The organism is Psychrobacter sp. CX14 (assembly GCF_057396205.2).
In genome coordinates this window covers 219,491-244,978 of record NZ_CM183187.1, presented here as the reverse complement: position 1 = coordinate 244,978, position 25,488 = coordinate 219,491, and the positions used below count along the sequence as shown (strand labels likewise).

Genomic DNA, 25,488 nt, shown 5'->3' with positions numbered 1-25,488 from the left:
TGGTGGCTCGAGGCAGAATCGAACTGCCGACACAAGGATTTTCAATCCTTTGCTCTACCAACTGAGCTATCGAGCCGTCTTTATGAGGTCGCTATTAAACTAAATATTCGAAGATCTGTCAACACCTTTTTTAAAAATAAGCAAAAATAATTGAAAAAAGACGGTTTTTTTAAGATTTAACTCGTATAAGTTCGTATTCGCTCATAATTCGGTGAATATTATCATCAGAGGGCATAAATTGACGCACCCCTTTTCGAACCTCTTTATCATAGACCAATTTGATGAATTTGGCGTCAATACCACGATTGACGTTCTCAGGATGCATCGCTAGATACTGTAGACGCTTGGTATCGGTTTGACCGTCATCAAAACAGCCTACGGCTGCAATGGGTTTGTCATTAAACATCCCCACATACATCAGATTGCCGCGCTTAAAGGCCGCATTAAACAGCGCCATGACCGCCTCGCTATCAGCCAAATCTCCAAGATTGGCATTTTCAGCAGTGTATAGCTTGGCGATACGCTCACGCAGCTCTCCATCATGAGTGGTTTCACGCATGATAGGCGCGTCAAAAGAATTAATAGCAATGGCTTCTAATGGCATAAAGACTGTCCCAAATAATAATAAGCGTTTATGATACAACAAGGCGTGTAAACGTAATTTTGGAAAACCAATTCCTATATTTTAGCAAACATTACTTATGGGTATAGTAGGAATATGGCTTAAATTCAGTACGTTTGCTATTATCATGACATTGCTGTTAAAAACAGACACTTTATTGTTATAAACTTCTACAAATAAGCCAATTATTAGTGAGCCAATTAGCCATGACTACTCAAATCAGCCCGAACCCAGCCGAGCGTCCTGCACGTATCGCCAGTGTTACCCGTGATACCGCCGAGACTAAAATTAGCGTAACGGTTAATCTTGACGGCACCGGCCAAGGCACCATTGATACGGGTGTCCCTTTTTTAGACCATATGCTTGACCAAATTAAGCGTCATGGATTATTTGATCTCGATATTACCTGCAAAGGCGACGTCGATATTGACGACCATCATAGCGTTGAAGATACAGGGATTACGTTGGGTCAAGCTTTTGCTAAAGCGCTGGGTGATAAAAAAGGCATTCGCCGTTATGGACATTTTTATGCGCCGCTTGATGAATCATTATCTCGTGCGGTGGTTGACATCTCAGGTCGTCCGGGTCTACACATGGATATCCCGTTTACCCGTGCTTATGTCGGTAAATTTGATGTGGATTTATTTAGCGAATTTTTCTTTGGTTTTGTCAATCATGCTTGGATGACGGTGCATTTGGACAACTTAAAAGGGGTGAATAGTCACCACCAGATTGAGAGCACCTTTAAAGCTTTCGCTCGCGCACTACGTATGGCCTGTGAATATGATGAGAGGGCTTTAAATACACTACCGTCAACCAAAGAAGCTTTGTAATATGACCAAAATTGCACTACTCGACTATGGCATGGGCAACCTACACTCAGCCAGCAAAGCCTTAGCAGCCGTCGGCGCAGAGGTGTCCATCACCAATGATGCCAAAATCATTCGTGCCGCTGACAAAATTGTCTTTCCAGGGGTCGGTGCGATGCGCGACTGTATGGCGCATATGCGCGAAGAGGGTATTGATAAGGCGGTATGCGAGGCAGTATTTAACAAGCCCGTTATGGCGATTTGTGTCGGTATGCAAGCCTTATTTACTGAGTCTTTAGAGTTTGAGCGCACCCAATGTCTCGATATTCTATCGGGGCAAGTCAAAAAGTTCGATGCCGACTGGACAGATGAGCAGGGCGCAACGATTAAAATCCCGCACATGGGCTGGAATACCATATCGGGCATGGATTTAGCTCATCCGCTATGGCAAGGTATTGATGAGCACGCGCATTTTTATTTCGTGCACAGCTATTACTGCGCCCCTGAAGATAAATCGGTGACCGCTGCTGTCTGTGATTATGGTCAGCCATTTTGTGCCAGCGTTATCAAAGACAACCTGTTTGCGACCCAGTTCCATCCCGAAAAAAGCCATAAAGACGGCTTACAACTGCTTAAAAACTTCGTTGAGTGGGGGGTGTGATTTACATCACCTTGATTAAGGTTTTTAAGGGGATGCGGTTATGAAAGTAATGTATTTATATATTGCATTGGCGATATTACAAATTATCTTTATATTTTCGTCCTTCCCAGCATGGCCCAAACACAAGCAGTATGCGACAGTGAGCATTCGTATTATATTTTTAGCACTATTGACGTATGATACTTTTTTTGCAGGGTTTGAACCGTCCCCCTATGATATTTACGTCAATATCCCTTGTTTTCTAATCGTCTTTGTATTGCCAAGGTTTAGATCCTTTTAATAGTCAGCTATTTAGTGAATCGCTATTTAGCTAAGCGCTGGATAGTTTTAAGCTATTCCCGCTTTACGCTATTATCTTGGCTTGCACTAGGTGATGCGCCAAGCTTTACCTCGTTCCTGCTTCGCGAGACCGAGTATCGCTTTCGCCTTCTCCTTACAAAGCTGTTCATTCAGGCCGAATCTTAAGGGTAATTCTTTGAGCTTAATCAGAATAAACATGTATAGCGTCTGGTAGTTATTTATTTGCACTATCTGAAAGGTAGAGCCAGATGTTTAATAAATAATCCCCAGCCGCTTATAAATGTTTCAATACATTGTTATTTGCGTAGTTACTAACGCATTGAATTCACATAACCTTTATCAAATATTCATCACACTTTCATCGCACTTTTTACAGACCTGATGTATTATTTTCTGTACATATCCTACAAAAATGCGTGAGAAAATGTCAGTAAGCTATTGACTGATTAATTACCACCTATCAGCCTCGGAAAGATATTACATTGGATTTTCAAACTTTTAAACTACACGTCATGAATATCACGGGTCTTGAAAGAGATGCCCTGCATATTTACGTGGGTATTGGGGTGTTTTTACTCACTCTGTTATTGTCTCGATCTATTATTAAGCGTCATATCAGTCGCTTAAATATGGCCTTACTGTTGGCAATACTTTTTGCATTATTAGGGGAGTATTTGGACTTAAGGGTCAATTACCCCCATATTACAGGCGATAATCTAAGGGACAGCATTCATGATATTATCAATACCAGCTTTTGGCCGGTGGTGTTGTACATTGTGATTCGTTGGACGACGTTGTTTAGGGGCTGATGGACATTTATCACGTAAGGCGTCAGCAAGGTAGGAAGGGGCTGTATGCGAAGTAAAGCAGACCGTATTCGCCATGCCCTAGCTTTTGAGATAATCGGGCTCATACTTTTTGCTCCGCTGGCAAGTTGGGTGTTTGGCTATAAGATGCATACCATGGGTGTGATTGCTGTTGCTGCTTCAATAGTCGCTACAGTCTGGAATTATTTCTATAACGTATTATTCGATAAAGCAATGCTAAAGCTTCGTAATAATGTCCAGAAGACGGTAGCGATACGGGTGTTGCATGCTGTACTCTTTGAGGGCGGACTGTTACTGATGTTTATGCCAATCATTGCTTGGTATTTAGATATTACGCTATGGGAAGCCTTTATTATGGATATTGGCATGGCGGCATTTTATCTGATATACGCCTTTTTTTATAATATCGCTTACGACAAGATTTTCCCTGTTCCAGAATAACGCTTATTGCTCTGAATCTATGCATAGTTACGTAAATTGCATAGTCACACAAATATTGTTTAGCCGCGCTGTTTACATTCGTTAATCATACTGATGGAATGATTTGCTTTAGTATATTCTGTATATCACGATTTAAGTTTTATCATCGATAAATACAGGTTATGTCTATGAGCAATGTCAATCATTCTAATAATAACAAGCCTGCCAATAATCTTGGCATACCCACCTCGTCACGCAATGAAGGCTTAGCTGCTGCCAGTAAACGGCAAGGCAAAGCTTCTGATACAAATACACCTTATAACATTCTATTTATCTTAACCGATCAAGAGCGCTATATTGATGATACGGCCTTACCACATGGCTTTCACTTGCCTGGTAGAGAACGTTTAAGACAACGCGGCGTCACCTTCACCAATCACCATATTAACTCAGCGGTTTGTACGTCCTCACGTTCGGTTATTTATACCGGAAAGCATATTCAGCAGACGCATATGTTTGATAATTTGGATTTTCCATGGACCAACGACCTCGACCCAGAGGTTGGCACTGTAGGGCATATGCTAAGCGATGCCGGTTATTACACGGCGTACAAAGGCAAGTGGCATCTATCCGATTTAGGTGATTTGGGCGAGCAGGCGCTGCCTGATCCCGAGCTGACCAAAATTATTGAGCGCTATGGTTTTAAAGATTACGTTGGTATCGGTGATGTCATCGGTATGGTACAAGGCGGCTGGATTAACGATGATTTAATCGCAGCGCAGGCGTGCCGCTGGTTAAGAGTACAGGGCAATCCGCTTAGCGAGCAAAATAAACCATGGTTTTTGGCAGTCAATTTGGTCAACCCGCATGATGTGATGTTTTATAACACCGATGAGCTTGATGAGCACGTTCAAGATACGCCAACGCCTTTGATAGGCCTTAGCCGTGAGCCCAATACCCCCTTTTATAAACGACAGTGGGATCTTGAACTCCCAAAAAGCCGTCAGGAGCCGTTTGATAAAGCAGGTCGTCCTCAAGCGCATTTAGAGTATCAGCGTGCCCGTGATACGCAGGTCGGCGGCTTCCCAAATGAGGATGCGCGTTGGCAACGTCTGCTTAATTATTACCATAATTGCATTCTGTCTACTGATGAGAAGGTGGTTAGTATTCTTGATGAATTAGAAGATTTGGGTTTAGCAGATAATACGATTGTAGTGCTGACCTCAGACCATGGTGAGCTTGGCGGTGGTCATGGTACGCATGGTAAAGGGGCAACCGCTTATCAAGAGCAAAACCATGTACCACTCATTATCTCACACCCTGATTATCCTGATACTCAAGGTCAAGCATGTCAGGCAGTGACCTCTCATTTAGATATTGCACCAACATTACTAGCGTGGGCAGGAGAGCGTACTGAAGCTGCTAATAATCTAGCGGGTAAAGACTTATCACCGCTGCTCAAGTTAGGTGAAAAGGCGGGCATAAACGAGGTGCGCTGCGGCAGCTTATACTGTTTTAATATGTTTGCTTATCTTGATAGCAACCTACTCAACAGCGTGCAGAGGTATTTAAATAATCCGCAAGATGACGATGCTGATCCAGAGTTTGAGATAGATTTCGATAAGCGTGGGGCGATTCGCAGTGTATTTGATGGCCGCTATAAATTCAGCCGTTATTTCTCGCCAAAACAGCATAATCAACCACAGAGTTTGGATGAGTTATTTGAATTAAACGATGTGGAGCTGTTTGACTTGCAAAGTGATCCAGATGAGATGAATAATCTAGCGACCCAGTCTGAACAGTATAAAGACTTGATACTTAAGATGAATACTAAGCTGAATGTCTTGATTAATAATGAGGTGAAAGGGGAGGACGATGGCAGTCATCTACCGCTCGATAAACCCAAATGGACAGCACATGAATTCGGTTGGTATTAGTTACTGAAACAACTGACTTCCGCTATATTGTCTGCTCGTTTTAATTTTCTTCAATATAAAGTAGTGATATAGCAGATTAATAATTTGAGCAATAAAAATACCCGGTCTATTGACCGGGTATTTTTATGAACTGCTATTTAACAGCCTATTGACGCTAAACCACCTATATTAGGCTTGGTTTTCAGTCGCCAATTCACGTAGTACATAGTGTAGAACACCGCCATGACGCACATACTCACGCTCTTTAGGCGTTTGTAGCATCACATTCACCTCGAAGGTTTCAGTGCTACCATCGGCACGTGTGGCGGTAACGGTTGCCGTTTTACTTTCGCCATTCTCTAGGCCGGTAATGCTAAGCACTTCTGATCCATCAAGGTTATGCGACTGGATGCTCTCGCCTTCTTTAAAGGTCAATGGCAATACGCCCATACCGACTAGGTTTGAGCGGTGAATACGCTCAAATGAACCGGCTAATACCGCTTTTACGCCAAGTAAGATAGTGCCTTTAGCAGCCCAGTCACGACTTGAGCCCGTACCATACTGCTCACCACCAAGGACGACTAGCGTACGACCATCTTCCTTATATTTCATCGCCGCATCATAGATAGCCATTTCTTCGCCATCTTGTAAGGTTGCTTTGTCGTCTTTGAAGTAATAAGTATAGCCACCTTCCTTACCATCCATCATCAAGTTTTTGATACGGATATTGGCGAAAGTACCACGCGTCATCACCGCATCATTACCACGGCGAGAACCATAGCTGTTAAAGTCCTCTTCCATCACACCGCGCTCTTGCAAGTATTTACCAGCAGGAGAGTTGGCATCGATATTACCGGCAGGTGAGATGTGGTCAGTGGTAATTGAATCACCAAACAGACCTAAGATACGGGCATTTTCGATATCTGGAATACCTTCTGGATCCATGGTCATACCATCAAAGAAGGGTGGGTTCTTGATGTAAGTAGATGCTTCGCTCCAAGGATATAACTGGCTGTCTGCTGAGCTAATAGCATTCCACTCAGAGCTACCGTTAAATACTTCACCGTAGTTTTTGTGGAACATCTCAGCATTAATATTTTTAGCGATAAGCTCATCAATTTGTGCAGTGGTTGGCCAGATATCTTTTAAGAACACATCATTGCCGTCTTGATCTTGGCCCAATGGATGTTTGGTCAAGTCGATGTCTACCGTACCGGCTAGTGCATAAGCCACCACCAATGGCGGAGAGGCAAGATAGTTGGTTTTGACATGAGAGTGGATACGACCTTCAAAGTTACGGTTACCTGATAACACAGATGCCACAACTAAGTCTTTTTCTTCGATACCTTTTTCAATAACGTCTGGTAGCGGACCTGAGTTACCGATACAGGTGGTACAGCCGTAACCGACTAGGTAGAAGCCGATTTTTTCTAGCTCATCCATCAAGTTGGTTTTTTCAAGATAGTCAGTCACAACTTTAGAGCCTGGTGCTAATGAGGTCTTAACCCAAGGCTTGGCTTTTAGACCTTTTGCGGCTGCATTTTTAGCAACCAGACCAGCGCCGATCATAACCGCAGGGTTTGAGGTATTGGTACACGAGGTGATAGCCGCAATAACTACCGAACCATCATTTAAGTGATGCTCTTTATCATCAATACAAACCGTTGAGTAAATACTATTCGCAGCAGGCTTTCTGTCTGAGGTTGATTCCTCATCACTGGTCGATACTTCGATATCTGGCTGTGCTGCTAGCTCTTCAGCTTGCTCTTGTTCACCACCTTCTTGATCAAAGCGCACTTTACCAACGACTTCAGCTTTACGATCTTTGGTCATCTCGGTCAAGGTTTTACCGAAGCTTTCATACATATCTGACAGAGCAATACGCTGATGCGGAAGTTTTGGACCCGCAAGTGATGGTTCAACAGTAGATAGGTCTAGTTTTAGGTTACTTGAATAAACCGCTTCTTTGGTGTCTTTGTCATGCCATAAGCCTTGTGCTTTAGCATACTGTTCGACCAATTCAATTTGATCTTCGCTGCGGCCAGATAAACGTAGATAATCAACGGCAACTTGGTCAATTGGGAAAATACCACAAGTTGCACCGTACTCTGGTGCCATGTTTGCAATCGTTGCACGGTCAGCGAGCGGCAGCTGATGTAAGCCTTCACCGTAGAATTCAACGAATTTACCAACCACGCCATGCGCACGTAGCATTTCTACCACACGTAATACTAAGTCAGTTGCGGTAACGCCCTCTGATAACTTACCGGTTAACTCAAAGCCGACTACTTGTGGAATAAGCATAGACGATGGCTGACCAAGCATGGCCGCTTCTGCTTCAATACCGCCGACACCCCAACCTAATACGCCAACACCGTTAATCATAGTGGTGTGACTGTCAGTACCAAATACGGTATCTGGATACGCGGTTAGCTCGCCATTTTGCTCACTCGCCATCACAACACGGGCTAGATACTCAAGGTTTACTTGGTGAACAATACCAGTAGCTGGTGGCACAACAACGAAGTTTTCGAAGGCGTTTTTACCCCAATGCAAAAACTCATAACGCTCATTGTTACGCTTAAATTCAATCTTTTTATTTAAATCTAGCGCATCTGCACGACCGTAGACATCGACCTGTACAGAATGGTCAACGACAAGCTCACTTGGGATAAACGGGTTGATCTGCTCAGCATCACCGCCTAATTTCACAATGGCGTCACGCATTGCCGCTAAGTCAACAACAGAAGGAACACCCGTGAAATCCTGTAATACCACACGTGCTGGCATAAAGGCGATTTCTTTTGATGGCTCTGCTTTAGCATCCCAGTTAGCAACCGCTTCAATGTGGTTTTCACCGACAGATTGGCCGCCATCTTCGTTACGCAGTAAATTCTCTAATACAATCTTCATGCTATAAGGCAGTTGATTGATATTGTTATATTTTTCAGCAAGTTTTGGCAGGCTATAGTAAGCGTGCTCTTTACCAGCGACAGTTAAGCTGTCTTTTACGTTGAATATATCACTCATATTGGCTTCCTTCTCTATTATTAATGGTTATTTATAAGTAAGGTGGCTTTTTTATTATCAGCATTATAGATAACAACTGTGGACTCTATTTATAGGCTGAGCTTATTAAGCATCGTCTTTGTTCTGGCTTGTTGCATTTTTATCACGTTGGCGTCATTCATTAAATGCTGATAACTTTCACTCATCTGTATGAGTAAGTCCCAACTTCTCTGAGAATATAACTTTCATCATAATCAGAGCATTCGGGATTAAAGAGTAGCTCAAAAATTGTGACTAAAATCATTAGGATTTAGATGACAGTCAAAGCTTATCAAAAATCATCAAATCACTGCTATTAACATATCAAAATTTTGACCATTTATTAAGGTGAACACGTGGTTTCATCGTGGGTAAATCGTAACAAATAGCACTGACTCACATTTAGATAAGCTAATGTATCGCCTAGTGATATAAAAGGTGGCGTAATATAAAAGATACTCTATTTGGCTTATGACGTCTTTTTATTTGGGGTAGGCTTACGAACTCGATGACGTATTTGAAGCCTGCTCCTCAAGAGAGACTTTTTTCTGCCAAGGAAAGCGGCCTTCTAGTTCAACTTGTAAGGACAAGCTCAAGAAAGTACGAATCAGCACGATAAGACCCAATACCAACACACTGCGTAGCGTCGGTTCGGTCACAACGGTTGCCATAATATCTGCTGCAATCAATACTTCTAGTCCTAGTAAGATGGATTTCCCCACGCCTTGTCGAATATCTAAGTAGGTATCTCGACTAAACTTACGTTTTGAGAGAAGCGCTTTACCAAAGGCCAATACCAATCCCAAAAACATAATCATCACGCCAACGAATTCAACAATCTTAGCAATTAAATCAATGGATTCAACAAGGTTTTCTATCAAAACATGTCTCCCGATACGGCATTGATGAGGTAGGTCTATAAGCGAGCGGCTATTATAAACGAGCGGCAATTTTAAATGGTTATTAGTTTAACCATAGTGCTTTAAAATCTGATAGCCATCAAAGCAATAACTGTGAATCAGTAATGCCAAAACTCTAGACCTATTGTTAAGCGCTCATAATAGACAATCAGTCTTGACTATTCAGTAGCTTTATATTGATATAAAAGCCCAATTGTTTGCAATCTGTAGAGTTTTGTTTGAATCACTTGTGTATCCATGGTGATTGAAATCTCTGTCTTGTATGTTATTCAACATCTGTTGAGTTCCTAAGATAAATAAATCTTATATATCAGCAATATTATATTTTAAGCAAGATAGAACCAAGCGCGTTAAAAACCTCTCAATAATTCAGAAGGTTTAAAGGATAAAATCGCTGAGTCATTCGATGACTTTAAATTAGCTGTTAATTTGCTCGTTGTTAACTTAAAAGAGGGCGGTGATGAGCGTTTAAGAGCCGATAGTTAGTAGAAGAGTAACACTTAACATTCATTCCATTATTCACAATCAACAACTAGGTTAATCCCCATGCTAAAAAAACTATTTAAACCAAAGTATGCCCGTTATGATGACAAATATATTCAACTGTCAAAAGAGGATAAAGAGAGTATCCGCGTCATCACCGAAGACATTAAAAGCTATATTTCACGTAGTGATAAAGTAAGTGATGTTAACTATTATACCCGTGATGCTCATGCCAAAGGCTACTGTGCATTAAAAGCAGAGTTTGAGATTTTAGATAATTTACCAGAAGAATATGCTCAAGGGTTGTATGCCAATGCAGGCGTACATGATGCGGTGATTCGCTTTTCTAACGGTGCGCCAATGGTATCGCCTGATCGCAAGCTGGGGTTGGCACAAGGTTTGGCGATTAAGATATTCGATGTACCGGGCAAGAAGTTAGCGCCAGGTGAAGAGGATTGCACTACTTTTGATTATAATCTCATTAATAATCCTATTTTCTTCTGTAACCGCATTGAAGATTATGCTTATATCTCTAGACTGTTCTTAGAATTGCCAAAGTACACTGAAAAAGGCGCAATCGGTCAAGTGCAATTGGCGTTTAACTGGCTTACTAATTTTGGATCTCATTTTCCAAATACAGAGTCGTTAAAAACCTTTAAAGCGCTAGGTACCTTTACCAAGATTGAGCCAAAGAACACTTTGCTTTATGACTTCCACTCTCAAGGTGTGGTCCGTCATGGCGATTATATGGCCAAAATCCGTGTTAGACCTACCAAAGAGTCTAAAGATAAGGTGACGCGCCGTGATTTAGACTTAATTGAGCGTGATGATGCGATTCGTCCGCTGATTATTAATGAAATACGCGAGCATGAGCACGTGTATGAGGTGCAAGTTCAATTATGCCGTAACGTTAAAAAGCAGCCAATCAATGAAATCACTACTCAATGGAAAGAGTCAGAGGCGCCATTTGTGACCGTGGCTCGCTTGACCATACTTCGCCAACATGCACCCAAAGATGGTAACTTTGATATTATGGAAAATCTATCATTCACGCCATTTCGCAGCTTAGAACAAAATCGCCCGATTGGTGAGTTACAGCAAGCGCGATTAGAAGCCTATCAGACGGCTTCAAAAACACGTCATAAGTTAAATAACGTGCGCCGTCAAGAGCCAACAAGTTTAAGACAGGTTTTTCTAAAAGAGTTCTTCTAAACTTAATTAACTCTCTTCACTTTATTTTTTAAGGGCATTTAAACCAAAAAAAATCGGCCTATTTAATAGGCCGATTTTTTATTATCAACAACTACGAGTATTTAACTATGCGTTAGAGACTACTTAGCAGCTGGTTTTGCAGGGTTATGGTAACCACCATAGTATTTAACAGGAGACCAGCTTGGAATGACTTCTGGTAGTTTAGGATCAAGCTTGCTGTATTCACCTGCGCCGTAAACAACCTTACCATCAAGAACCGTTAACACAGATTCAATCGTTTTGATTTTCTCGTCTGGTACCGTGAAGTAGTCATCTGATAGCAGCACAAAGTCGGCATATTTACCTGGCTCAAGCGTACCTTTAACGTCTTCCTCGCTTGAGAACCAAGCACTACCACTGGTATAAACTTCTAGCGCATCATCGCGGTCTAAAATATTATCCTTACCATACAGTTGAGTACCGCCAACTGTTTTACCCGTGGTCATCCAATACAATGAAATCCATGGGTTATAGCTTGCCACACGAGTACCGTCAGTTCCAGATCCTAAAGGGATGCCCATATCATAAATCTTTTTAAACGGCGGAGCAGTACTAGCGGCTTCTGCACCATAACGTTCTACAAAGTACTCACCTGCATATGCCATACGGTCTTGTACTGAGATACCACCATTCAGACGTTTGATTTCTCTGAGTGTCTCATCATCAATCGTTTCCGCATGGTCAATTGCCCAGCGCATGTCATTTCTTATTTTACCGTTATTTTCACGGTCAATCTCATCAACCAAATCCACAATCAACTTTGTATTTTCACCGTAAGTTGAGTGCTGTCTAAATGGCCAGCCTTCATTAACATGCATTTGGATGACTTCTTTAGTACTCTCACGCCAACCTTCATTATTTTTAATAAAAGGCTTAGGCGCTAAGAAGTTTTCAAAGTCGCCAGCCGCCCAAGTCATGTATTCGCCGCCGCCTTTTAGCTCATAGCCGTGTGATAGGGCATGGGCTTTGTTAACTGACGCTTCGTTATTGGCCATCCACTGCTCAAACTGCTTACGCTCTTCCCCTGCTTTTTGAGGGAAGAGGTAGTAGGAGATGCGCATTGATAAATCACCACTCGTCGCTAGAGTTTCAGACGCTTCGTAATCTTGCGGAAAAGTGTGTCCGCCGCCGCCAGCATCTACCGCACTGGTTAGGCCGAAGCGATTTAACTCATGATAGAATTGTTTGGTAGAGTTAACCATTTCTTTTTCAGATAATGGTGGCAATTTGCCAATGACTTGATACAAAATCATGGCATTTGGTTCAGCTAATAATACCCCTGTTGGGTCACCGTTTTCATCTTTTTCATAACGGCTATCGTCATTAGGTGGCTGAGTATTTCTATCAATATTCAACGCTTTTAAGCCAGCTTTATTAAGCCAACCGCGGCTGTATAAGAATAAGACGAACGCAGGCGTATCACCTGTCGCCTCATTAATCTCTTCAATCGTTGGCATACGTTTTTCTTCGAACTGATATGGAGACCAGCCGCCGATAACACGTACCCATTGACCTTCAGGCGTTCTGTCCGCTTGCTCTTTTAGCATGCGCAGCGCTTCTTTAAGCGAGGTCACACCGTCCCAACGTAGCTCAGTATTGTAGAAACGACCACCACGAGTAATATGTAGATGCGAGTCATTAAGACCTGGAATAATGGTACGGCCATTGGCATCAATCACACGTGTCATTTTGCCGCGTAGATTTAGAATCTCTTCATCGCTACCAGTGCGTAATACTTTGCCGTCTTTTACTGCAATGGCTTCAGCAGTGGTTCTCTTATCATCCATTACCGCAACTTTGGCATTGGTAACAATCATATCTGCTGTTTGATTGGCCGTATTTTGACGGGCATCATTACTGCTAAAAGGGGCGTTCTGAGTGGCACAAGCAGATAATACGCTGGCAGCACCTGCGAGCAATATCAGGTTTTTCTTTTGTATGTTTTTCTTCATGGCGGCTTCTCGATAAATAAAAGTTACAATGGGTTAAGAATAAAATGATAGTCGAGCAATAAAAGGTAATCTACCATAGAAATTTAAAAGAGACACTGCTTGGTAAACTTTTATAAACAACGGAAACAAAATGATACATTGTTAAATTAATATTGATTCGCATGCTTTTCACTGAAGTTAGGCTTTACAACGTTTTAGAAAAGTGTGTTTGAATGACTAGAATTGTTATTTTTCAATGACGCAAATATCGTGGTTATTTGGATTTGCGCCGCCGCCCATATCTAAGCAGATATCTTTATAGAGCCAACCTTTAACGCTGTAGCCGGCTATAAATGCGATGATGGCAGTGATGATTATAATGAGTAGTGTTTTAGGCATCAGATAATCGTCCTTTTTTGTTTCTTGAATGCTGATGGTTAATTATAAAAAATGCACCGTTAGCCGGTGCATTTTAAAATTATTCAGGAATCTGGGTTGCTCGCGCTTTATTAGATTCTAAAAGCAGGGAAGCGGCTGTTAATCACGCTTTCGGCTTCGATTAAATTCATAATCTCATCTGCGATATTCTCTGACAGTTCCAAATGAGTGGTAAAGCCAACGCATGACGCGTTAATCTCACCCAGCACATACACATCATTACCTTTGTCATCGGTATCTAAGATAAAGTCAGCGGTCCACAGTAGTGGCAAGGCATAGCCGCCTAATCTTGCTTGCAACATCGGAATACTCGCTTCTACCTCATCGACCATTTCTTGCCACTGTTCTGGCTTGTCATAGCGATAGGTTGCGCCAGAGAACAAGGTTGCTGAAAACGCATCGGCTGATTGATCCGGCTTTTTATGTACCACAGACACTGCTTTGTCACGAAGCATCAATACGCGGATTTCTCCTTCCTTAATACGTGGCAAAAATGGCATGTCTAGCAGCAAACCGCTGTCACCCTCAAGGTACTGATAACAAAACTCAATAAACTCGCCCAAGGTCTTCTCCTCGACATGGTTATCAAGCGCTTCGGTAAGTTTAAGCACCGCATCTTCCGGAATTTCGGCCACATCTTTGTACTTTTTAGGGTCTTTTAATTGCACTCGCCAAATACCTTCACCGGTTGAGCCACGGTTCTGTTTCAGGACACGCTCGCCTCGGGCTAATGTCATAGGGAACTGGATTTTTAGCTCATCATATTCGTAGTAGCAATAGACGTCCTCTGGCACCAAAGAGGTACCTTTTAAGCGCTCGATGACGTTTTTGGCGCCATAATTAATCATGACATCTGGGTGCGGTAGGCCTTTTACGCCTTGATGTACCAGCTCGCGTAACATCTGAAAATAACCGGTTTCATCTTTAAGGTTACCTGGGTTAATACGGCTGACATAAGCGTCGGCTTTATCGATGGTGTAGCGGTAGATTTCACCACGATTTTCATCGCTATAAAAAATGACCTCTGCACTCCAGCCACGTGCTTTTAGTGACTCAATAATAGGGTAGGTGTCACGGCGATAGCCATATTTGCTTTTGTCAGAACCACCACGAGCCTCAAAAATAACAACGTGTTTTTTCATATTATAATCTCTTTTTAAACGAACCTATCAAAGTAAGTCATGTCTTAAGGAGCTACTGTCACTAAAATAAGGCAATAGCCATAAAGGTAATGTAAGCAGGAGTTTATAGCAGCCATTCCATATGAATAGGCGCATAAAGTAAGCCAAAGGAGTTAGGGGTTAAAAGGATTTACAGAATCAGTCAGGGTTGAATTTCGAGCGCGCAAGTCTATACAAGTGTCCGATAAAAAACAATATAGACGTCTCAATTTTTTGAGGGTGTTTTAACCAGTTCAGACAAGCGCTGATGACAAAGAATATCTAGATTGTGTGACTACAAAATGACAAATTATCTACGGGCTTCTACACCCCTGTTATAAGCCATCTTTATCAAGTAGATGGGATGCTATTACTCATCAAGCTGTTGGCCGTCAAATAGTGACCAATCAATTGATTAAACTCTTCTGCCTTAGTGATATGCGGCCAATGCCCGCAAGCACTAAACAGATGCGCGTCTGCTGTTGGAATCGCTGTTACCAGCTCTAGGGTACGCGATAAGGGCACCACCTTATCATTGACACCATGTATCAATAATACCGGCAATTGGGTTCGTGCTAAGGTGTTTAAATCTAGTGGCAATTGATAGCGGTCACGGTCGCGAGCAGCAAGGAGCGTTGGTCTGAGTCCTTTCTCCAACTCCAGCAAAGCTGCCTGATAACGTAGGTCTACCAAGGTATCACAGATAAGCGATTCTTTTTGAATATTCTTTTGTAGATCTTGGCGAATGCGCTCGGGCGTCAACGGCGGCGGTGTGGGACGTTTTACAGCCTTAGTCGCAGCGGTATTTTCTGCATTAGCGTGGTCTGCCGTATTTGACGTAGTCGACAATTTTTGCGGTTTCGCGCCGCCAGTACCAACAGAGATGACACCATAAATACGCTCAGGATAATCAATGGCCAGTTGCAACGCCACCCAGCCGCCAAGTGAGCTGCCCATAAGCCATGTTTTATCAATCTCAAGTGCATCCATTAAGCGAATTGTATGCTCGCCCCACGCCCTTATACCAAACTCTGAATCCTCCGCAGTTATCGTCTCACCGTAACCTATAAAGTCAAAAGCGATGGTGCGTACGTGTTGACTCAGCGTCGGTATATTCAGCCACCACGTACCTGCCGCTGAGGTGGCAAGTCCAGAGCCATGCAGCATGAGTACTGGCATGCCCGCGCCCTCATCAAAATAATGGGTCAGCTCATTGGGGTTGGTCTGAATCCACTGATCTTGCAGATTAAAAAAGGGGTTAGTTGTAAAGTCGGGAATGGGCTGGCTCATAAAGGGCTCTTAACAGATCAAGAAGTGGTTATTTTAGACAATTACTGCGCCAAAAAATAACGCAACTTTGTCACAAAAGCATACGGCTTCATATTTTAGCGCATATTTATGCCAGTGCCACTTTTAATATAATATGAAATTTAGCATGGTGATAAGTAGATAGTCTTAACTTGATATTGGTTGTGCGATGTTACCTAATTTAAAGAATTGCGACAGTTAAGCTTGTTAAACTGAGCCTGAAAATTGGCACGACTGATTAAAATATAGACAAGTGTTTTAAGCTCTCTAACTCCTCTGATTAGACAGCCCAAGGGTGTATAGGGCTTTTATGAGCGACTTAGATTATTTAGCTACAGATACTGAGCGCTTGTTTGAATGGGGATATTTTACCAAAACTTTAGGGTGCAATCGTATGAAACGACGTCAATTTATGAAAACAATGGGGCTAAGTTTGGGTGCAGTTGGCGCATCAGCTACGGTCACGGGTTGCCAGACAATTGGTGGCATGATAAGCAAGCCTCTACCAGAAACCACACAAGAGATGGGTCACTTTAGCAATATTATTGTCGGTAGTGGCTATGGCGGGGCAGTAGCAGCACGTCGTCTGACCGAAAAAGGGCATGAGGTTCTGATTCTGGAGATGGGCATGCGCTGGGACAGAACGCCTGAGAATGATACCTTCTGTAAGATGATTAATGCGGATGAGCGCTCGAGTTGGTTTACTAATTTACCTAACGCACCGATTACCATTCCTATCCCTATTAAAAAATATCCTGGGGTTTTGGATTTGGTCGAATACGATGAGATAAGTGTGTTTACAGGTCGTGCTTATGGCGGCGGCTCTATCGTCAATGGCGCCATCGCTATTGAGCCAAGACGTGATCACTTTGAAAACGTGTTTCCGTGGATTGATACCGATGAGATGTATGACACTTACTTCCCCTTGGCGATGAAAGAGTTAAAGGTCAGCCAAATTCCAGAGGACTTCTTTAATAACTCAAAATACTATCAATTTACCCGCGCCGCAGAAAAGCAGGCTGAAAAAGCAGGTCTAAAAACCGAATTCTTCGCTAACAGCTACGACTTTGACTATATGCAACAAGAAGATAAAGGCAAGGTATATCGCTCAGGTCTAGGCGGTGAGGTGATCTATGGCAACAATGCGGGTAAGTTCTCACTCGATTTGACCTATCTAAAAGACGCAGAAGACACTGGCAAAGTCTCTCTACGAACCCTGCGTAAAGTGGTGTCTATTGAAGCTTTAGAGGTTGATAAATTAGCGTTAGAAGTACATGTGCTTGGGAAGCGCGGCGGTGTTGAAGCCATTGAGCGTTATACTTGCGATAAGCTGTTTTTAAATGCAGGTAGCACCGGCACCTCAGAGCTGCTAATCAAAAGCCGAGCTGAGGGTAAGTTAAATAACTTAAATGAGCACATCGGTAAATATTGGGGGCCCAACGGCAATATTATGACCGGCCGTAACTTTGTAGATTCTGCCGGCTCAGTTCAATCCACCATTCCAGTGAAAGGCATCAATATGTGGGATAATCAGCCTGACTCTGAGGTCAAAATCTTCGCTGAAATTGCACCGCTACCACTGGGTATTGAGACATGGTCAACCTTATTCTTAGCCATTACCGACAATCCTGAGCGCGGCAACTATTACTATGATGAAGAGTCGAAATCAGTAAAACTTAACTGGAAGCGCTCGCAAAACGAATATTCGGTTAACGGCGCCAAAAAGCTACTAGAGAAGTTAGAAGCATCTAATGACGGCACCAAAGCAGGCTTATTATTTAACAACGGCTTTGGCGATGATTTCTGCTACCACCCATTAGGCGGCTGTGTATTAGGTAAAGCCACCGACGAATATGGACGCGTTAAAGGCCACAGCAATATCTATGTGCAAGACAGCTCGTTGATTCCAGGTAGTGCTGGCGTGAACCCTTATGTGTTTATCACCGGCCTTGCTGAGCGCAATATGGCGACGATTGTGAAGGAAGATTTTTCATAGGCCATTTTTATAGAGTTAGACTGATTTTAGATTAAGACTGATAAACGCCCTAATTGGGCGTTTTTATTTTTAACAGCTAGAAGTCTTATACATGTGAGCCAGTCTCGCAATCATTACAAGGCCGCTTGGCTTATTATTGACTGATTTGATCCACATCATATATAGCTGATATGGCAAAGTCAGCTGAACCGTTACCGTCTTCTGTAAAGGTAATGGCAAAATAGGCAGGAGAATGGTCGGGTGAGGTGACCCATAGCTCCCGCCACGTTTTTTTGCCGGCAGGACCTGTTGGTTGAGCGATAATAAACGGCGTAATGTCATCTAGTGGCTTAATATATCCATGTTCAACCAGTGCGGCGGCAGTATCTTGGCGTAAATTCTGATTGGTATAAGATCCGGCTACCAGCTCAGATTTAGATGTGGTTGCTGCTGCTGAGGGCGATTGAGCCAACGTAGGAGTAATACTTGCAGATAACAAGCTTATAAAAATCAAAGCGGGCGAGATGATAGACTTCATGAATAATCCTAAAGGTTAATTGGGTTTATAAACTCACTGATATAAAGTAGATATTCATTCTATAAAAATTATTAACTTTAATTAAATAACATCCGAACCATAAAGACAATATATAAGGGAATAACCAATGAAACTGCGTATCTTAAAATCTTCCGTGACCAATCCTTGGTTTAATCTTGCGACCGAGGACTGGATTTTTCAAGAACTAGACCCCGGCTCACATACTCTGTTTTTATGGCGTAACAGTGAAACCGTGGTCATTGGACGCACACAGAATCCGTGGGTGGAGTGTAAGATTGATAAAATGGAAGAAGATGGGGTGTATCTGGCACGTCGTCAGAGTGGCGGCGGGGCCGTATTTCATGATTTAGGCAACACCAACTTTACTTTCTTAACGCCCAAAGACGATTATAACCAAGATGCCAACTTCACTATCATTATTAATGCGCTCAAAAAGTTAGGTATCAATGCGACTCAGTCAGGGCGCAATGACATGCAGGTTGGCGAGCGCAAAATATCAGGTAGTGCCTTTAAACATGCCTCAGACCGCAGCTTTCACCATGGCACCTTATTGGTCAATGCCAATATGCAAAAGCTGGGCGATTATCTAAACCCGCATCCACTTAAGCTGAAAGCCAAAGGCATTAAGTCAGTGCGTTCACGGGTTGCTAACCTGATTGAATTTAATAAAGACATCAATCATGAAGTGTTGTCACAAGCGATTATCGAAGCGTTTTGTGAGTATTACGGACAGCAAGTTGAGGTTGAGCAGTTAGAGGAGGCCAGCTTATCAAAGCAGCCACATCTAAATAAATATTATCAGCAGATGGCCGATTGGGATTGGCGCTTTGGTAAGACACCGCAGTTTAGCCATCATATTGAGACCCGCTTTGATTGGGGCATTATCGACCTGCATTTGGATGTGCAGCAAGCGATTATTAGAGAGGTGGTGATTTTCTCCGATGCGCTTAATGTCGAGCTAATCGATATGCTTAAGCAGGCATTGACCGATACCAAATACACCATTAATGAGGTCAAAGCCAAGCTTGAGCACTTGAAACAGGGAAGTTCTGATTTTTCTGCGCAAGTAGAGGACGTTGAACAATGGTTAATTAGCGAAATGGAAACCTAACTACCGCTTACTTTGCTAATAACTAACGTAGTTTTACACTTTCTCACTTAATTATGTCCGAAGCTTCTTATAGGATAGATTAATAAACAGCGATTACTTTAAATGAACAGCTAAAAAAATGAACAGCCGAAACGGTTTTATCTAAGCAATAGTAGAAAATAAAACCGTGATCAGCAGAAAACATTTGTTTTACTCTGTCAGAATAACTCTTAAAAAACGTAATCGTTTTCACCCATTTTAACTATTAGGAGCGACGCCATGTTTGATATAAAATCATTGTTTAAGCAAGAAGTAGAAAAAGAATTGACCGACGTAGAGGACTATATTTTCTTACCAGAACGCATTGATTTAAATGTGGAGGGCGGCGATTTAAATTGTGTTCTAAACAGCGACGGTAGCGTTGATATTTTCTATACTAAGCATGGCGTGACCGAGGCGAGAATGGCGGCACGTAAGCACCCATTGACCTCATTTGAGACTGAACTGCATCATGGTATCTATGATGATATTATTGAAGACTTAATTGAAAAAGTGAACGAAACTTTGGAGGGAAAGTCTAAATACTTCCGTAATGTGATTCTACCTTCAGCGCCATCATTACGAGCACCGGAAGCGGAGTACACGACCTCTTCAAATACATTTGACTAATTTTGAGTTGAATGTACTAAGCATTTATCAGTCTATTTAAGGTGTGGTAGGGCAGATAAGTAGGCCACATCAATGGGGTGATTGCTTAGCTATTATCGTTGTGTCATATATCAAGATTAATAAAAAGCCGACTGTCTATTTAGGCAGTCGGCTTTTTTATTGATTAGAATTCCAGCTTATCCCGTTGTCTCGATTGAGTATCAGTAAAGGTAGAATGTACTAAGTCGGCTAACGTAGTTGTATTTTTTAAAAGCTCTAAGCATTATCTTAAAAGCGTATCACACCAAGCTTTATCAACATTCTTCTTCGCCATCTTCACAATCCGTCGACTCACTTTGCTGATCCACGGCCTCATTAATGTCTTGAATAACACGATCACAAGAGTCGTATGCTCTATCATTATCGCTAAACTTTCCCGTATCTTTGGCTTGATTGCCATCAGTCCAGTCTTTACTGACACGCTTTGCCGTATTTTTATTGCTATGTTCCATCACAGTATTCTCCTTGTTTGTGCTCTGCTAGCCATTCTTATCGTACTAGCTATTCCTATTGTACTAGCCATTAGTATTGTTGCCGTGACACATAAAATGATATCAGAGCCAGTAAGTGCCACACTTTTAGTATACGCCTGTAAACTTTGGTATTTATGTTTATTTCTAGTAAATATAATAACTATCATCACAAATGTTCATAAAGGGTGTGGAATAATCTTAAACACACGTCTTATCCGTCGTATCCGTCTTAATTAGGAGAAACGCTATGAAAAATTGGACATTAACTTCAATTGCCTTTTCGGCCTTTCTAAGCACCAGCCTATATTCTCTACCTGCACACTCAGCCAGTTTTGACTGTAACAAAGCCAGTAGTACAGTTGAGAATTTAATTTGTACGAGTCCAATATTGTCTAAGCAAGATGAAAAGATGGCAAAGCAGTACAACAATGAGCTTGCAAAAGCTAAGCGCAAGGGTAACGACGCTGTCAATCATATTCGCTCTGAGCAACACAGGTGGCTCACCTTTCAGCGCAATACTTGCCAAGATGAATCATGCCTTATGCGTGAATATGAAGAACGTTTGGGGTGTCAGGTTGATTGCGGTAATGACCGTGGTCGTGGCGACCTCGTTGACGATGAGGCCTTTGGACACTTTGTTGGCTCGTCAAAAGTTTCTGTTGTTGATGACAAGGTTAATCTCAATGTTAATGATAAGGTTAATAACAACGAGGCACCTATCAAAAATAACAGACTGTATATCATGAAAGTCAACGAAAGGCCTTATCTCGCCGTCATTGATATGTGGCTTGATTTTGCCAATGGACATACCTGTAACGTCGATGAAACCTTAGCACACTGGGCGCAGAACCATTGGGAAATCAAGGACGCTTACAACGGCGTAACGACCGAGTTGCGCTTTTATCCCGTCACTCAAAAGGGTAAAACCCAAATACTAGTCAGAGACCTTAACAGCCAATATGCAAAAGTGAACTGCGGAATGCGGGGCTATTTTGATGGTCAGATTTTCGAGAGGCAGTAGGGGAGTGTATAGTCAAATGTATATCTTAGTAGGCAGAAAGGATAGCGTGCGGTTTAGATGGGTGAAATCCGAATCTTAACAAAGTAATGTATCTGCTTAAAGACTGTCACTTAAGATCATTTCTTTTAAACCTCTAATATTGCGCTGATATTCCGACATGGCTTAAGGCTAAAAAGTCTTGCAATTACATTTATTATCGTACTAGCCATTTGTATTATTGCCATAACCCATAAAATAATATCAGAGCCAATAAGTGGCATACCTTAAGTCTATGCCAGTAAACTTTGCTATTTATGTTTAGTTATAGTAAATATAGTATTCATTATTAAAAAACATTACAAAGAGTATGGAATAATCTGATATATCTGTCATCAATATGAGAACCGCTATGAAAAAATGGACATTAACTTCAATTGCCGTCTCTACCTTCCTAAGCGCGAGCCTATATTCTCTGCCCGCATACTCAGCAAGTTTTGACTGCAATAAAGCCAATACCACTGTTGAACACCTAATCTGTACCAATCCCGAATTATCGAAACTTGATGATGAGTTGGCAGTGCAATACTCAGACGATATGGAGGAGGCTAAAGACAATGAGTACGACTATACAGAGCAAACCCGTGACGAGCAACTGCACTGGCTTATCTTCCAGCGCAATACTTGTAAAGATACAGCCTGTCTAATTCGTGAATATCAAGAACGATTAGGGGCTAAGCCAAAGCTACGAGCAGAGTGGAGTGGTGGTGACGAGATAAAGCCACAAGACTTACCAACTAGCCGTGCTTTTGGTACGTTTAATAAATCTATGCAAATATCTGTGTACGATCAAGATGCTCCAAATGAATATAGGATTTATCAAGAAGATAACAGCATTGATATCCACAGTGTGTCTGGTAAGCCATATTTAGCGGTTATAGACAGTCTGATGGTGTTTGACAATGCACATATGTGCTCCATAACCGACGAACTTGCGACTTGGTCAGGCAGTTATTGGACGATAAACAACTATGAGCTTGATGAAACTGCTGAGTTAAGGCTTTATCCTGCTACCTACAAAGGTAAGCCGCAGATACTTGTCAGAGATATGGGAGACCAGTATCGGAAGCTGAACTGCGGTATGCGCGGATACTTTGATGGGCTAGTGTTTGAGAAGAAATAAGGCAATACGGGATTGTGTCGTCAAACGTACATTATAGTTTGAAGAAGGTGTAGCGTGCGGTGAAGTGAAGCGAAACCCACGGCTTAATCTTTACATATAATATGGCTTTAATTTCTTAGCGCGTCATTTTGTGTTTCAGATGGAGACTATTGCCGTTTGGGTTGCCGATAATGTGATTGATAAAGACCTATTGTCTGAGCTAATTTATTGCATTCTATATGAAGGCGACTATTCGGAGTCATTGAAATTAGAGTTGCTTAGAGCGATTTAGTGTTTGCATGAGGGTTTGTAGCTATTTCCTGCTTTTCGCTACTATCTGCCAGTCTGAACAGGTCAGTGGTATCAGTTTGTGCCGTCGCTTGCTTCGCGCGCCGCCCCAAATCTGACCACTGAATCCTGTTCAGACTGGCAGTATATCCGCTTCAATCAGGGCTAAACCGCTCCTATGGTAAGATAAGAGTTATAATAAACCTTTTATTGAAGGTCAGATTTGATATATAAGGTAGCGTCGGTAATAAGCCACGATTCGTTCAGTTGAATATGAGTATTGCTTCGCAATACTCATGATACGCTTGCGATAAATTTTTAATACCTCCATAATTATAACTTAATAGATTCTGCTACTTTAGTAGTCATTTCTAAGATTATGTTTAAAAAGAGGGTATAAGTTGAATACTTTAGGAATAAGGGTTAAACCAAAAGAAGTTATATTTTCAGTCTATGATAGTGAAAGTAAAAATTTTATTAATATTGAAAGTCTTAAAGTGCCATGTGCAATTACTACTCCAGAGCAACTTAAGTACATTAGAAGCAATATATTAGATATCCTTCGCGAGTACTCAATATCTAGAGCTGGAATTAGAGTTACAGAAGGGAATGCTCAATCTAAGAGTATACAGAGAATTTATCTAGAAGGTGTGATACAAGAAACTTTTGCAAGTAGCTCGGTTAGCGACTATAGAACCCTGGTTCTTTCTAGTATGGCAAGTAAACTGAATACTAATGCTAAAGAATTAAAGAAGTTTATAAATAAAGAAAAGAATGACACTAAGCTTGATATAAATATCGAAGATTTTAACAAAGAACAAATTGAATCAATACTAGTAGCGGTGGTTATGACATTATGAATTTTGAACCAGTTTATTCTCCTGCCATTATATCATTTAGAAAAGAACATGAGATTGGACAAGAGGGAGTGAACTCTAAAGTATTCCTTGCCCATGACGAACATATGGATGCAACGATAGTTATTAAGGAAATTTCTCAACATTCAACAAATCTTGATAAGCTTTCTAGAGAAGCTAAAATATTATATGCGAGCTCTCATCCAAATGTTGTGCAGATTCAATATGCTTGCAAAGATAATAATAACTTTTATATAGCAATGCCTTTCTACAGTAAAGGGTCGTTAAAATCTCTCATGTCTAAAAGAAATTTAACTGCTAGAGAGATTATTAGATATAGTATTCAGTTTATTAATGGTGTTTCTCATATTCATTCTAAAAACTTGGTTCATTTAGATATTAAACCCGATAATATTTTATTATCAGATAATAACGAAGCTTTATTATCTGACTTTGGTCTCTCAGACTATACTGATGATAATGGTTGGTATCAGCTTACTCGGCATTATTTAAAGCATTCTGCACCAGAACTACTTGACTCTACAAGACAAAATCTAGTTAATATTCAATTTGATATTTATCAAATTGGACTAACTCTTTATAGGATGTGTGTTGGAGATGATGTATTTAACGCACAGTACAATGTTTATCTTAATGATGACTGTGAATTAAATGTTAATGACTTTAGGGAAGCCCTTAGAGCTGGATCTTTTCCAGATAAAGAAGTTATACCACTACATATACCGTCACAGTTAGTAAAAGTGATAAAGCGATGTTTAGAAACTGATACCTCAAGAAGGTATAGTAACACTAGAGATATATTAAATGACCTTAGTTCTATTGATTATGAAGGACTTGATTGGCACTATAGTTCTAGTGGAACTTCTGAACAGTGGGTTTGCAAGGACGGTACAGGTTCAAAATACTCTGTAATACTTAACAAAGGAGATAAAAAACCTAAGGTTACTAAAAATGGTAGGAATAAAAATATTACCAGTAATTTGAAGAGTTTTTTATTAAAATTGAGATGAATATCTATATAAATATCAAACCCACTCAATTTAAATCTAGAGCTTCTTTAGTTAAAGCTAAAGAAAATATACCTTCGAAAGAGACCATTAAGAAAGCAAAGAAAATTGTTCGATGTGAGCAAGATGGAGAGTATATGATTGCTTTTATACAGGAAAGATCGGATAAATCTGATTAAGAGCTTTTAGTTGGAGAGTTGATATAATAAAAAGGATCATGTTCCCATAAGAAAAAGATGCTTGATAGCATATACTTA

At 41.3% G+C, this 25,488-nt stretch carries 21 protein-coding genes and 1 tRNA gene; 12 read left to right on the top strand and 10 right to left on the bottom strand.

All coding sequences use genetic code 11. From position 1 onward, the window contains the following. Window positions 1-76, bottom strand: a tRNA-Phe gene (locus tag AC2SLO_RS01070). 93 nt (window positions 77-169) lie between these two features. Then, window positions 170-604, bottom strand: a complete 435-nt coding sequence (locus tag AC2SLO_RS01065; RefSeq protein WP_486539895.1) for a hypothetical protein — start codon at window positions 602-604, stop codon at window positions 170-172. A gap of 224 nt (window positions 605-828) precedes the next feature. On the opposite strand from AC2SLO_RS01065, the gene hisB reads away from it, so the two are divergent. From hisB to AC2SLO_RS01045, 4 genes are all read left to right on the top strand, one after another. After that, on the top strand, window positions 829-1,455 hold the full coding sequence (gene hisB / locus AC2SLO_RS01060; protein ID WP_486539897.1) for an imidazoleglycerol-phosphate dehydratase HisB: 627 nt from the start codon (window positions 829-831) through the stop codon (window positions 1,453-1,455). Between the two features lies 1 nt (window position 1,456). Continuing rightward, window positions 1,457-2,092 carry an imidazole glycerol phosphate synthase subunit HisH gene (hisH, locus tag AC2SLO_RS01055; RefSeq protein ID WP_486539899.1) on the top strand — a complete coding sequence of 212 codons (636 nt, stop codon included), beginning with the start codon at window positions 1,457-1,459 and terminating at the stop codon, window positions 2,090-2,092. A 1,154-nt stretch (window positions 2,093-3,246) separates the two neighbouring features. After that, window positions 3,247-3,660, top strand: coding sequence for a PACE efflux transporter (locus AC2SLO_RS01050; protein WP_486539901.1), 414 nt, complete (start codon window positions 3,247-3,249; stop codon window positions 3,658-3,660). A gap of 167 nt (window positions 3,661-3,827) precedes the next feature. Continuing rightward, window positions 3,828-5,576 carry a sulfatase family protein gene (locus AC2SLO_RS01045; RefSeq protein ID WP_486539903.1) on the top strand — a complete coding sequence of 583 codons (1,749 nt, stop codon included), beginning with the start codon at window positions 3,828-3,830 and terminating at the stop codon, window positions 5,574-5,576. Window positions 5,577-5,744: 168 nt separating this feature from the next. Here the strand turns inward: AC2SLO_RS01045 and AC2SLO_RS01040 are convergent, their stop codons facing one another. Together AC2SLO_RS01040 and AC2SLO_RS01035 are read right to left on the bottom strand one after the other, a co-directional pair. Further along, entirely contained in the window at window positions 5,745-8,585 is a 2,841-nt protein-coding gene (locus AC2SLO_RS01040) for an aconitate hydratase (RefSeq protein ID WP_486539905.1), read from the bottom strand. A 515-nt stretch (window positions 8,586-9,100) separates the two neighbouring features. Further along, window positions 9,101-9,484 carry a DUF1622 domain-containing protein gene (locus tag AC2SLO_RS01035; RefSeq protein WP_486539907.1) on the bottom strand — a complete coding sequence of 128 codons (384 nt, stop codon included), beginning with the start codon at window positions 9,482-9,484 and terminating at the stop codon, window positions 9,101-9,103. A gap of 585 nt (window positions 9,485-10,069) precedes the next feature. Between AC2SLO_RS01035 and AC2SLO_RS01030 the strand changes: the two genes are divergently transcribed. Next, window positions 10,070-11,218, top strand: a complete 1,149-nt coding sequence (locus AC2SLO_RS01030; RefSeq protein ID WP_486539909.1) for a catalase family protein — start codon at window positions 10,070-10,072, stop codon at window positions 11,216-11,218. Window positions 11,219-11,337: 119 nt separating this feature from the next. Here the strand turns inward: AC2SLO_RS01030 and AC2SLO_RS01025 are convergent, their stop codons facing one another. The 4 genes from AC2SLO_RS01025 to AC2SLO_RS01010 form a co-directional block, all read right to left on the bottom strand. Beyond that, window positions 11,338-13,209: an amidohydrolase gene (locus AC2SLO_RS01025; protein ID WP_486539911.1), complete on the bottom strand. Its 1,872-nt coding sequence runs from the start codon at window positions 13,207-13,209 to the stop codon at window positions 11,338-11,340. Between the two features lie 225 nt (window positions 13,210-13,434). After that, a complete protein-coding gene (locus AC2SLO_RS01020; RefSeq protein ID WP_486539913.1) occupies window positions 13,435-13,587 on the bottom strand; it encodes a hypothetical protein in 153 nt (50 codons plus the stop codon). Window positions 13,588-13,697: 110 nt separating this feature from the next. Then, window positions 13,698-14,768: a Cj0069 family protein gene (locus AC2SLO_RS01015; protein ID WP_486539915.1), complete on the bottom strand. Its 1,071-nt coding sequence runs from the start codon at window positions 14,766-14,768 to the stop codon at window positions 13,698-13,700. 369 nt (window positions 14,769-15,137) lie between these two features. Then, entirely contained in the window at window positions 15,138-16,076 is a 939-nt protein-coding gene (locus AC2SLO_RS01010; protein ID WP_486539917.1) for an alpha/beta fold hydrolase, read from the bottom strand. A gap of 412 nt (window positions 16,077-16,488) precedes the next feature. On the opposite strand from AC2SLO_RS01010, the gene AC2SLO_RS01005 reads away from it, so the two are divergent. Then, window positions 16,489-18,090 carry a GMC oxidoreductase gene (locus tag AC2SLO_RS01005; protein WP_486539919.1) on the top strand — a complete coding sequence of 534 codons (1,602 nt, stop codon included), beginning with the start codon at window positions 16,489-16,491 and terminating at the stop codon, window positions 18,088-18,090. 133 nt (window positions 18,091-18,223) lie between these two features. On the opposite strand, the gene AC2SLO_RS01000 is transcribed toward AC2SLO_RS01005, so the two are convergent. Continuing rightward, the gene (locus tag AC2SLO_RS01000) at window positions 18,224-18,607 is read right to left on the bottom strand and encodes a hypothetical protein (RefSeq protein WP_486539921.1); all 384 of its coding nucleotides are present in this window, start codon (window positions 18,605-18,607) and stop codon (window positions 18,224-18,226) included. A 127-nt stretch (window positions 18,608-18,734) separates the two neighbouring features. On the opposite strand from AC2SLO_RS01000, the gene lplA reads away from it, so the two are divergent. Both lplA and AC2SLO_RS00990 read left to right on the top strand, forming a co-directional pair. Beyond that, a complete protein-coding gene (lplA, locus tag AC2SLO_RS00995) occupies window positions 18,735-19,739 on the top strand; it encodes a lipoate--protein ligase (protein ID WP_486539923.1) in 1,005 nt (334 codons plus the stop codon). Between the two features lie 258 nt (window positions 19,740-19,997). Beyond that, a complete protein-coding gene (locus AC2SLO_RS00990; RefSeq protein WP_486539925.1) occupies window positions 19,998-20,387 on the top strand; it encodes a hypothetical protein in 390 nt (129 codons plus the stop codon). A 293-nt stretch (window positions 20,388-20,680) separates the two neighbouring features. Here AC2SLO_RS00990 and AC2SLO_RS00985 read toward each other — a convergent pair whose 3' ends face one another. Then, a complete protein-coding gene (locus AC2SLO_RS00985; protein ID WP_486539927.1) occupies window positions 20,681-20,878 on the bottom strand; it encodes a hypothetical protein in 198 nt (65 codons plus the stop codon). 268 nt (window positions 20,879-21,146) lie between these two features. Between AC2SLO_RS00985 and AC2SLO_RS00980 the strand changes: the two genes are divergently transcribed. The 4 genes from AC2SLO_RS00980 (at window position 21,147) to AC2SLO_RS00965 (ending at window position 25,234) form a co-directional block, all read left to right on the top strand. Next, entirely contained in the window at window positions 21,147-21,920 is a 774-nt protein-coding gene (locus AC2SLO_RS00980; RefSeq protein ID WP_486539929.1) for a lysozyme inhibitor LprI family protein, read from the top strand. A gap of 388 nt (window positions 21,921-22,308) precedes the next feature. Then, a complete protein-coding gene (locus tag AC2SLO_RS00975; RefSeq protein ID WP_486539931.1) occupies window positions 22,309-23,079 on the top strand; it encodes a lysozyme inhibitor LprI family protein in 771 nt (256 codons plus the stop codon). Window positions 23,080-23,747: 668 nt separating this feature from the next. Then, entirely contained in the window at window positions 23,748-24,206 is a 459-nt protein-coding gene (locus tag AC2SLO_RS00970) for a hypothetical protein (protein ID WP_486539933.1), read from the top strand. Then, on the top strand, window positions 24,203-25,234 hold the full coding sequence (locus AC2SLO_RS00965) for a serine/threonine-protein kinase (RefSeq protein WP_486539935.1): 1,032 nt from the start codon (window positions 24,203-24,205) through the stop codon (window positions 25,232-25,234). Before AC2SLO_RS00970 ends, AC2SLO_RS00965 begins: the two co-directional genes overlap by 4 nt. The last annotated feature ends 254 nt before the right edge of the window (window positions 25,235-25,488 follow it).